Origin of the sequence: Nitratifractor sp. (genome assembly GCF_015487065.1) — a bacterium.
Lineage (GTDB): Bacteria > Campylobacterota > Campylobacteria > Campylobacterales > Sulfurovaceae > Nitratifractor.
This window is the reverse complement of the sequence record NZ_WFQN01000024.1, coordinates 1-10,155: the sequence shown is the minus strand read 5'-3', so window position 1 is coordinate 10,155 and position 10,155 is coordinate 1. Positions and strand designations below refer to the sequence as shown.

General features: G+C 56.3%; 9 protein-coding genes. 3 read left to right on the top strand and 6 right to left on the bottom strand.

Annotated features, from left to right (window positions below):
* The first annotated feature begins 107 nt into the window (after positions 1-107).
* Together F8I07_RS01220 and F8I07_RS01215 are read left to right on the top strand one after the other, a co-directional pair.
* On the top strand, positions 108-1,358 hold the full coding sequence (locus tag F8I07_RS01220) for a PAS domain S-box protein (protein ID WP_292654684.1): 1,251 nt from the start codon (positions 108-110) through the stop codon (positions 1,356-1,358).
* Positions 1,355-2,035: a response regulator transcription factor gene (locus F8I07_RS01215; protein WP_292654681.1), complete on the top strand. Its 681-nt coding sequence runs from the start codon at positions 1,355-1,357 to the stop codon at positions 2,033-2,035. The genes F8I07_RS01220 and F8I07_RS01215 overlap by 4 nt, the downstream gene beginning before the upstream one ends.
* Here F8I07_RS01215 and F8I07_RS01210 read toward each other — a convergent pair.
* The 6 genes from F8I07_RS01210 to F8I07_RS01185 form a co-directional block, all read right to left on the bottom strand.
* The gene (locus F8I07_RS01210; protein WP_292654678.1) at positions 2,017-3,309 is read right to left on the bottom strand and encodes a M20/M25/M40 family metallo-hydrolase; all 1,293 of its coding nucleotides are present in this window, start codon (positions 3,307-3,309) and stop codon (positions 2,017-2,019) included. The genes F8I07_RS01215 and F8I07_RS01210 overlap by 19 nt on opposite strands.
* Positions 3,310-3,657: 348 nt before the next feature.
* A complete protein-coding gene (locus F8I07_RS01205; RefSeq protein WP_292654675.1) occupies positions 3,658-4,485 on the bottom strand; it encodes a symmetrical bis(5'-nucleosyl)-tetraphosphatase in 828 nt (275 codons plus the stop codon).
* Between the two features lie 157 nt (positions 4,486-4,642).
* Entirely contained in the window at positions 4,643-5,137 is a 495-nt protein-coding gene (locus F8I07_RS01200) for a DNA-deoxyinosine glycosylase (RefSeq protein WP_292654672.1), read from the bottom strand.
* Positions 5,138-5,198: 61 nt separating this feature from the next.
* A complete protein-coding gene (locus tag F8I07_RS01195) occupies positions 5,199-5,678 on the bottom strand; it encodes a DUF4149 domain-containing protein (protein ID WP_292654670.1) in 480 nt (159 codons plus the stop codon).
* Positions 5,679-5,875: 197 nt separating this feature from the next.
* Positions 5,876-6,703, bottom strand: a complete 828-nt coding sequence (prmC, locus tag F8I07_RS01190; protein WP_292654669.1) for a peptide chain release factor N(5)-glutamine methyltransferase — start codon at positions 6,701-6,703, stop codon at positions 5,876-5,878.
* A 34-nt stretch (positions 6,704-6,737) separates the two neighbouring features.
* Entirely contained in the window at positions 6,738-8,015 is a 1,278-nt protein-coding gene (locus F8I07_RS01185) for a M48 family metallopeptidase (protein WP_292654666.1), read from the bottom strand.
* 269 nt (positions 8,016-8,284) lie between these two features.
* Here F8I07_RS01185 and abc-f point away from each other — a divergent pair.
* A partial coding sequence (abc-f, locus tag F8I07_RS01180) for a ribosomal protection-like ABC-F family protein (RefSeq protein WP_292654663.1) occupies positions 8,285-10,155 on the top strand: 1,871 nt, incomplete at its 3' end.

Sequence of the window (10,155 nt, the reverse complement as noted above, 5' to 3'; positions counted from 1 at the left end):
GGGCGTTAAGCCTTCGGCACCCCAACAGGCACATCCCATCTTCCATCTTCCATTTTCAATCTTCCATCCTCCACCATTCCTAAAGCTTTTTAGGGGATAATATCTCTATGCTGCAACAATATGTCGAAGCGGTCGAAAGCTCCAATATCGTCTCCCGAACCGATATCAACGGTATCATCACCTTCGCCAACGATGAATTCTGCAAAATCTCCGGCTACAGCCGGGAAGAGCTCATCGGGAAAAACCACAATATCGTTCGTCACCCCGATGTCCCGGCGGAGAACTTTCGTCGCCTCTGGGAGACGATCCTGGCCAAAAAAACCTACAAAGCCACCGTCAAAAACCGAGCCAAGGATGGCAGCACTTTTTACGTCAACACCACTGTCGTCCCCATCCTCGATGAAACCGGAGCAATCAAAGAGTTCGTCGCTATCCGCTACGACGTCACCCGGGAGGTGGAGCTGCGCATGAAGCTGGAGCAGAAGGAGCGGGAGCTGGAGCTCCTCAACCGCAGCCTCGAAGAGCGAGTCCGCAAACAAACCCGACAGCTCCAGGAACTCAACCGCAGTCTCGAAGAACGGGTCCGTCAGGAGATCGCCAAAAACGAAGAGAAGCAGCGGATGCTGCTCTGGCAGTCCCGCTTCGCCAGCCTGGGACAGATGATGGCCAACATCGCCCACCAATGGCGTCAGCCGCTGACCGAACTCAACCTCTCTCTCTTCAGCCTCAAAGAGGCCTGCAGCCGGAACAATGTCGAAGAGCTCGATCTCCTCTACCGTCAGAGTCGACACATCATCCGAAGTATGTCCGAAACTCTCGACAGCTTCATGGATTTTTTCAAACCCAACCGGAGCAGCATCACCTTCCCGGTCGAAGAGAGCCTGGAGGATGCCCTGGCGCTGATCCGAAAAGCCCTGGAGAAAGCGGCAATCGAGGTGAGAATCGAGGGAGAGACCGATCTGCCGATCTCCGGAATCCCCAACGAACTGACCCAGGTTTTTGTCAATCTCTTTCAAAACGCCCGGGACGCCTTCGAAAACGAAACAGAGGGTATGCGATGGTTGCGGATCCATGTCAGCCGGGACGAGGAAAACGCTGTCATTGTCGTGGAAGACAGTGCCGGAGGTATCCCTGCCGAAGCACGGGAACGGATCTTCGAGCCCTATTTCACCACCAAACACAGCTCCCAGGGAACCGGGCTGGGACTCTTTATGTCCCGGATGATCATCCAGAAAAGCTTCCACGGGTCCCTGGAAGCGGTCAACAGCCTGAAAGGAGCACTCTTCGTCATCAAGATCCCGCTCTCTGAAACGCACCCCTCTCCCTCTCTATCTCAGGTTCAGGAAGGAGCGAGATGACCCGACAGGAAGCACTGAAACGACTGAAAGTCCTCTATGTGGAAGATGAAAAGAGCCTTGCGGAGATGATGGAACATGCTATCAGTCGGTATTTTTCGGCTTTTCGCCTGGCCGCCGACGGAGAGGAGGGGCTGGAGATCTTCCAAAGCTTCCGTCCGGATCTGGTCATTACCGATATCACCATGCCGAGGATGGACGGCCTGGAGATGGGGCAGCACATCCATGAGCTTTCACCGGAGACCCCGCTGATTATCCTCAGTGCCTACAGCGATAAGGAGAAGCTCCTCAATGCCATCGATGTGGGGGTCAGCAAATATTTCATCAAACCCTTCGATCCGGAAGAACTGCTGGAATATCTCGGGACCCTGGCAACCCGTATTGCAACTCGACAGACGATCGCGCTCCGCCCCGACTACCGTTACGACCGCTATCACCGCCGCCTCACTCGAAAAGGAATGCCGATCTCCCTGACGGCGAGGGAACAACAGTTTCTCGAAGCCCTGCTGGCAGAGCCGGGAAATTTTCTGGATACTGCGGCGATCAAATCTCTCCTCTGGCCCGATGATGAGCCCACCGACGACGCCGTGCGGGTCTTTATCAACCGTCTGCGTAACAAAACCGGCAGAGAGCTGATCCGCAACAGGGCGGGTGAGGGGTACTATATCGAACCGGAATAGACCGAATCGATGATCTGCCGCAGTACCCGGAAGGTCCGCCCGACAGAAGCAAGATCGACCCGCTCCCGGATAGAATGGGGATTTTCGATTGTCGGACCGATGGAGGCCATCTGAATCTTCGGATACTTCTCGCTCAATATCCCGCACTCCAGCCCGGCATGAATCGCCTGAAACTCACTCCGGCCAAACTCTGCCTCCATCGCTTCGGCCACACGGCGGGCGAAGGGATTGATCTGGGGTTTCCAGGCCGGGTAGGCCTCTTCCCTGGAGACGGTGAAGCCGTAACGTTTCAGCAGCGTCTCCATCCGATTAGCCAAAGTTTCCAGCTCCTCGTCGCTCATGGCCCTCAGACTGTAGTCGATCCGCAATCGTTCCGGTGAAAAGTCCACCAGGGCCAGGTTCAGACTCTCTTCGGGAATCTTCAGCTCCTCGTTTCTGGAGATGACCCCGTGGGGTGCGGTGGCCAGAAGCCGCAGCAGCGTTTCACCCTCCTGCAACGCCTCCCCTGCCTCCTCGGCCTCTTCGATCCTGAAAGGCTCCGGCAGAGACGGGCGTTCCCCGGCATAGATCACCACTTCGGCATGGGTCGGGATGGAGTTGCGCCGTTCGCCGCCGCGGAAGGAGGCCAGAGCCATCCCCTCCAGATCGGCCAGAGCCTGCGCCAGCTCTTTGATAGCGTTGGGAATCCCCTTGTCGATATCCACCCCCGAATGGCCTCCCGGTAGACCCGAAAGGCTCACTCGCCAGGCGGGACGATCCTCCGGCACCGTCTCCGCTGCTTTCCGAGCGATCAGATCCACCCCGCCGGCGCAGCCGATGCAGACGATCCCCTCCTCTTCGAAATCGAGGTTCAGCAGATTCGGGCTGGCCAGATCGAAGGCCAGAGCTTTGGCCCCCACCAATCCCACCTCTTCATCGGCTGTCAGGAGAAACTCCAGCTCGGCTCCCTCCTCCATCAGAACCATCATCATGGCCAGGGCGATACCATTATCGGCTCCCAGGCTGGAATCCCGGGCGCTCAGCCATCCCCCCTCTTCCACCGGCTCGATCTCAGGCGCCCGACCCACGCAGACCATATCATAGTGTCCCTGCAGACAGAGCCGCGGTTTCCCCCGGCGCATCAGCAGGTTCCCTGCTGCATCCGTTTGCACTACGTAGCCCTGTTCCCTGGCAAAATCGGCCAGATACTCCCGCAATTGCTCTGTTTCTCTACTGCAGTGGGGAATGGTGCAGAGGGTGCGGAAATGTTTCAGAATCCGATCCAGGTCTTGCATTTGCTTTTCTCCTTTTTCATCGGTTTACCATACCTGTTGGTTACGGGACTTGAGTCACCCATACAGGCTTGAAGATGCACCTCTATTTTTCCAAAGCGAGATCCCGCTTCCGACAAGGCATCGATCCGCAACTCATGACAAAATCATACACCATTCACCAAAGCACCCAGCTGCATGGCGCCTCCGATCGGACGTCAGTCTTTCGCGTTTTCTCTTTCTTTGCTTCGTTTCCTTTCTCTTTGTCGCGAAACAAAGAGAAAGAAATGAAGGGGCAAACCGAAAAAGATCAAAATCGAATAAAATAAACCGTTTGAAAGTGCCGAATTTGTCCCATTTCCAATGTCGCTGTCAGACGGGGCTGATTCCCTCCGGGCACTCTACTTGCACAATCTCCCTCTCTTCACTATCGAGCCGTTTGGCGGTAAGCTTCCCCCGCCAGAGACATCCGCTGTCGAGGCAGCAGACCTCATCGTTTTCGAAATAGCCCAGCGTCGACCAGTGGCCGAAGAGGATCTTCTCTTTGAGAGGTTTGCGCACCGGACACTCGAACCAGGGGATCAGCCCTTTGGCCCGAACCGCTTCGGTGGGTGCGCCTTTTTGATCGAAATCGAGCCGTCCATCAGGCCGGCAGTAGCGCATCCGGATAAATCCCGCCAACATATAGCGCTCATGCTGCAGATCCCCGCCCAACGGGTCGAAATGATCCTCGTTTTTGCTCATCATGGCCCGCAGCCACTCCGCCGCCCGGTCGCTCTGCAAACGGCGCATCAAAATCCGGTTGTAGTGCAGGCTACTTCCCAACCCAAACTCGGGAGGAATCCCCGCGTGGGCCATCACATAGCCGAGCTTCAGATCCGCCTGCACAAAAGGCTGCTCCCGCAGCCACTCCAGCCAGATCCCACCGCGGGGATCATCGAGGATAGGATCCAGGGTCGGATTGGACTTTTTGATCCCCCAGGCCGCCGCCAGCAGCGCGATGTCGTGATTGCCCAACACCACCCGCAGGCTCTCGCGAATGGAGTAAAGATACTCCAACACCTCTCGGGACTTGGGCCCCCGATTGACCAGATCCCCCGCCAGCCAGAGGGTATCTCGCTCGGGATCGAAATCGATCCTTTTCAAAAGCCGCTGCAGGGAATCGAAGCAGCCCTGGATGTCGCCGATAGCCCAGATCATGGGCGAACTCCTGCGGAGTTCGGATGGAAAATGGAGAATGGAAAATGGAGAATTCTGGTTTGCGTTGCGTTGCAACGCTTCTCTTCAAACGACAAACGACAAACGACAAACGACGAAAAACATCCCCAATATACCAATACACCAATATACCAATAACTCATCGTCGTTTCATCTCCAACTTCTCCGCATATTCACGCAATTTTTCCTCGAAACTCTTCGCTGCGTAGGCTGGTGAAGGTGACGGCAGATAGTCCCGTTCGATCGTCAGATCGCCGAAATGCCGTTCGAAGAGCTCCTGGGCTTTGCGTCCGGTGAAGAGAATTTTTCGGATCGAAGGATATTGCCGCAACAGCGCCGGAATGTCGTTGACCTCGATATTCTCCAGGGAGCTGTCCAGGGAATTGCTGCGCCGGCAGCCGGCCACCATATCCCAAAGACCGAGTTTGGAGGCTTTGAGCAGCCAGATCTTCTGGTCCCGGTTGTTGACGGGATAGCCCGTCACTTCGGAGAGAAGCTGCCAGAACTGATTGCGGGGATGAGCGTAGTAGAAGGCCTTCTCGAAAGAATCGATACTGGGAAAGCTCCCCAGGATCAGAATCTCCGTATCGGGAAAGACAATGGGATCGAAAGGATGTGCTAATCGCTCTGCCATTTGTAAACCCTTCAAATTCTTGTCTATATTCTACCCACTACCCACTACCCACTACTCACTTCTATTTACACGCCCTCTGCATATTGCGCACCATCAGCACCAGTATCGCCACGGCAAAGATCTTGAAATCAAGCTCACTTCCTTTGTGGGTGTTGATAAAGGCCTGGCTTTGGGTCATCTGCTCGCCCGCCATCTGCATCGTGACGATATCGGGGAGATAGTACCAGTTGAACATCGCCCCGGTGAAGATCACGACGAAGGCGGCGGCGATGGCGATCTTGTCCCGTTCACCCATCTTGTAGCGGAAGCCTTCGTAGAGAAAGACCGCCACGATTGTCACCGTCACGGCATAGCTCAGCAGGACAAAGTTCCGGGTCATCAACAGCCCCTCCTGATAGTGGCTCAGCAGCTGGCTTCCCAGATATTGGGCTGAGTGAAAGATCACCGGCGCCACCACCGCTCCGGCATAGATCACCGCCCCCAACATCATTCCCAGCCAGATCAGATAGGCCATCGTCGCTATTCGAAAATTTTTTTTCATTGTTTATCCTTAGTTTTTGTCGTTAGTCTCTAGTCGATAGTCGACAGTATTTGGTGTCGCCTTTGGTGACGATTTATTTAATAAAGGCGTTGCCCAGCAACGCAAACCAAAATCATTCACCATTCACCATCCACCATTCACCCATAAGTGCGGGAATGAATTCCCGCTTCCTCTTTCCATCCAAAATCCATCATCCATCATCCAAAATCAACAATGAATCCCCGATCCAATCCCGCCAGATCCCGATAGAAGCGGTAGTTTTCGATTCCCTTTTCCCGGAAATACGCCTCCATCGGTTTACGCTGATCATAGCCCATTTCGCAAACGGTCGGAACGCCCAGCCTAGCAGCCAAATCGACGATCCGGCGCAACAGCTCCGTGCCGTCCCCGGGGGCGAAGAGCGCCATGTGGGGCTCGTAGCGGGCCACATTGGGCTCCAGCACACACCCCTGGGCCACATAGGGGGGATTGGAGACGATCATCTCCACCCGGGAGGGATCCACCCCCTCCAGTAGGGAAGTCTCTTTCAACGTAATGCGACCCTCCACCCCGAAACGGCGCAGATTCTCCCGGGCAACAGCCAAGGCCTCCGGCCTGATGTCGGTGGCGACGATTTGCAGCCGGGGAAAGAGCTTGGCAAGGGTCACCGAGATCGCTCCGCTGCCGACACCGATCTCGGCGATTCGTTCGATCCCCCGCTGCTCCCGGATCAGTACCGCCGCCTCCTCGACCAGAATCTCCGTCTCGGGACGGGGAATCAACGCACCGGGAGCGATGAAGAACTCTTCGCCATAAAAGCTCACCGTTCCGGTGATATATTCGATCGGTTCATGGGCGCAACGCCGCTCAATCATCGCGAAAAACTCTTCCGCCTTCTCCAAGGGCTCCCGATCCCGCAGCAGTAGACGGCTGCGCTCGCAGCCCAGATGATGCGCCAGTAGAATCTCCACCTCCAGCCGCGGTCGCTCCGCCACCGGCTGCAGCTGCCTGACCGCCTCCTGCAGAGCCTCGGCAACCATCATCATCCTGCTACCTCTCTTCCCGGCACTGATCGCAACGCTATTGCTCCTCGTCCCGGTCCAGAAACTCGAAGATCCCCTCTTTGGGGAGCTCGGCATCCATATCGACCCGTTCGGGATCGAAGCCCAGAGCCTCCAGCCGCTCCAGGATGGGGGGATGGGTGTGGTAGAAGCGGGAGTAGATCGGATCGGATTTGGGGAAAGATTTGTTTTCGCTCACCAGCTTCAGCAGGGCGGATATCAGATGCTGCCGCCCACCTATCTCGGAACCGTAACGGTCCGCTTCGTATTCGTTGTGACGGCTGAGCATGCTCATCAGCGGCGTATAGACAAAGCTGAGCACCGGCAGGAGCAAAAAGATCGTCGCCAGGGTCACCCCGGCCGTGGGGACGACCCCCATTTCGGCATAGAGCCTCTCAGGCAAATGACCGAAGAGATAGAAGGCGACGAAGAGAAAGCCTCCCATCATCGCCACGTTTTTCCAGATATCCCCATGTTTATAGTGGCCCAGCTCATGTCCCAGCACCGCCAGGAGCTCCTTGTCGCTCAGTTTGTTCAGCAGGGTATCGAAGAGTACCACCCGCTTGGCTTTGCCCAAGCCGCCGAAATAGGCGTTGAGCCGGCTGTCACGCTTGCTGGCATCCATGACAAAGATACCGTTGCTGCGTAGGCCCGCGTCGGCCATGATCTTTTCGATCTCGTCTCTGAGCTCCCCCTCGGGCAGAGGAGTGAACTTGTTGAAAATCGGCGCGATAATCGTGGGATAGATCACGTTGGCCAGGAGTGCCACGGCAAAGAGGAGCACAAAGCCCCAGAGCCACCAGCTCTCATAGCGGGAGACGATCCAGGCCAAAGCGGCGAAAAGCACCCCGCCGAGCACCAGGAAAAGGAGGATCGATTTGAGGGTGTCGACGATGAACATCTTGGGAGTCATCTTGTTGAAGCCGAAGGATTGATCGATCTTGAAACGTCCATAGATCTCGAAAGGAAGCGTCACCAGCCAGTTGACGGCAAAAAAGCCGAAGAGAAAGAGCACGGCGTTTGTCACCGTATCTTCGCTTCCCACCAGCCCCTGCATCCAACGAAACCCCTCCAGAACCCACCAGAGAAAGAGCAGATACTCTGTAAAGCTCTCGAGAATCGAGAGACGTTCTTTGGCCACGGCGTAGTTGCCCGCGACATAGTAGCGGCCCTGAGGCATCAGCACCGGTTTGCGCCGCTTTTCCACATTGATATAGCCGATCTGCATGATCGAGAGATAGATTTTGGCGAGGATATAGAGGGAGTAGATCCCGATGATCCAGCTGAGAAGAGACACGAGTTACCTTTTCTGAGTAAATTTGTCAGCATTATAGCACTCTATGATGAATGATCTCGAACTACGTTGTTTTACAAGGCCCTTTTGAAAATCTCGCTAAAATTCCCCCAATAGAGCTCTCTGAAAAACCTAAGAGTTACGCTTTCGTCATCCTGAACTTGATTCAGGATCCACGGTTTAATGGGCATTCAAAACCCTAGATTCCGGGTCAAGCCCGGAATGACGGTTGTTTTTCAGAGCACTCAATTCACAAACAACCAAAGAAAAACATGGCCTACATCGACCTCTACGACATTCACAAAAACTACGACGTCAAGCCGATCTTTGCCGGGATGGACTTTCACCTGGAGGCGGGGGAGCGGGTGGCCATCGTCGGCCCCAACGGCTGCGGCAAATCGACACTGCTCAAGATCGCCGCCGGACTCGAGGAACCCGACGAAGGCAAGCGGGTCATCGACCGTTCCGTAGAGTTCGGTGTGCTGGCCCAGCAACCCCGTTTCGAAGCGGGGCAGAGCACCCGGGAAGCCATCGAAGCCCAGCTGACCGAGCTCAAGGCCGCCCAGGAGCGCTACCAGGCCCTCAGCGAAGCGATCGCCCAACACCCCGACGACAAAGCGCTGCTCCAGGAGCACGCCGAAGTGGCCGCCTATCTGGATCACCACAACGCCTGGAACCTGGACGCCAAGATCGAACGGGTCCTCCAGGAGTTTCAGCTCAAAGCCTACGAAGACCGACTGGTGGCCACCCTCAGCGGCGGGGAGCAGCGCCGAGTCGCTCTGGCGGGACTGATTCTGCGCCGGCCCGACGTGCTGATGCTGGACGAACCCACCAACCACCTGGATGTCTATATGGTGGAGTTCCTGGAGGAGGTCCTGCTCAAAGAGAAGTTCACCCTGCTCTTCATCTCCCACGACCGCTACTTCATCGACCGGGTCGCCACCCGGATCGTCGAGGTGGAAAACCGTAAACTGGTCAGCTACAAAGGAGGCTATCAGAGCTATCTGGAGCAGAAAGAGCGGCGGCTGGCGGCCCTGCAGAAGGAGCATGAAAACCTGCTGCGGCTGCTCAAAAAAGAGGAGGAGTGGCTCAGCCGGGGCGTCCAGGCGAGACAGACCCGAAACCAGGGGCGCAAGGCGCGGGTCTTCGAGCTGCGGGAAAAGGCCAGGGCCAATCCCTCACTGATCCGAAAGTTGCGGGTGGAGCTGGAGCGGGAGAAGCGCAGTTGGAAGGGCGAGAAGACCCTGGCCAAAAAGAAGGTCCTCTTCGAGATCGAGAATCTGAGCTACTCCATCGGCGATCGGCAGCTGATCCGCAATTTTACGGCGAGAATCCTCCAACGGGATAAAATCGCCATCGTCGGCCCCAACGGCAGCGGCAAATCGACGCTCCTCAAACTCCTCCTGGGCCGTCTCCAGCCCGAAAGCGGCACCATCAAGCGGGGCGTCGATATCAGTATCGGCTACTTCGATCAGCACCGGGAGATGCTCAAAGACGACGCCACCCTCATCGAGACCTTCTGCCCCGACGGCGGTGATCGGGTCCAGGTGCAGGGGCGCAATATGCACGTCTTCGGCTACCTCAAGACCTTCCTCTTCCCCAAAGAGTATCTGGACAAAAAAGTCGGCCAGCTCAGCGGCGGAGAGAAGAACCGGGTGGCCCTGGCGCTGCTCTTTACCAAACACTACGACTGTCTGATCCTGGACGAACCCACCAACGATCTGGATATCCAGACCATCAACGTTCTGGAGGAGAAGCTGCTGAGCTACCAGGGCTCCGTGCTCTTCGTCAGCCACGACCGCTACTTCGTGGACAAGATCGCCCAGAAGCTCCTGATCCTCCGGGGTGACGGAACGGTGGAAGAGTCCCACCGGAGCTATACCGAATACCTCGAAATCGAGAAAGAGATCGGTCAACTGGAACGGATGGAAAAAGAGATCGAAGAGGCCCCCAAGGTCGAAGCGATCCGCAAAGAACGCAAGCGCAGCCTGAAGCTCAGCTACAAAGAGCAGCGGGATCTCGACCTACTGCCGGAAAAGATCGAAGCGCTGGAGCAAAAGCTGGACGAACTCAACGCCTGCCTGGCCGATCCGGAGTGCTACAACCGACGCGGCCTCTCCACCGTCAGCGAAGAACTAGCCGC

Bases quoted from the DNA above. Each gene is read 5' to 3' on its own strand.
- F8I07_RS01220 (WP_292654684.1), top strand. From the start codon at position 108: ATGCTGCAACAATATGTCGAAGCGGTCGAAAGCTCCAATATCGTCTCC.
- F8I07_RS01215 (WP_292654681.1), top strand. From the start codon at position 1,355: ATGACCCGACAGGAAGCACTGAAACGACTGAAAGTCCTCTATGTGGAA.
- F8I07_RS01210 (WP_292654678.1), bottom strand. From the start codon at position 3,309: ATGCAAGACCTGGATCGGATTCTGAAACATTTCCGCACCCTCTGCACC.
- F8I07_RS01205 (WP_292654675.1), bottom strand. From the start codon at position 4,485: ATGATCTGGGCTATCGGCGACATCCAGGGCTGCTTCGATTCCCTGCAG.
- F8I07_RS01200 (WP_292654672.1), bottom strand. From the start codon at position 5,137: ATGGCAGAGCGATTAGCACATCCTTTCGATCCCATTGTCTTTCCCGAT.
- F8I07_RS01195 (WP_292654670.1), bottom strand. From the start codon at position 5,678: ATGAAAAAAAATTTTCGAATAGCGACGATGGCCTATCTGATCTGGCTG.
- prmC (WP_292654669.1), bottom strand. From the start codon at position 6,703: ATGATGATGGTTGCCGAGGCTCTGCAGGAGGCGGTCAGGCAGCTGCAG.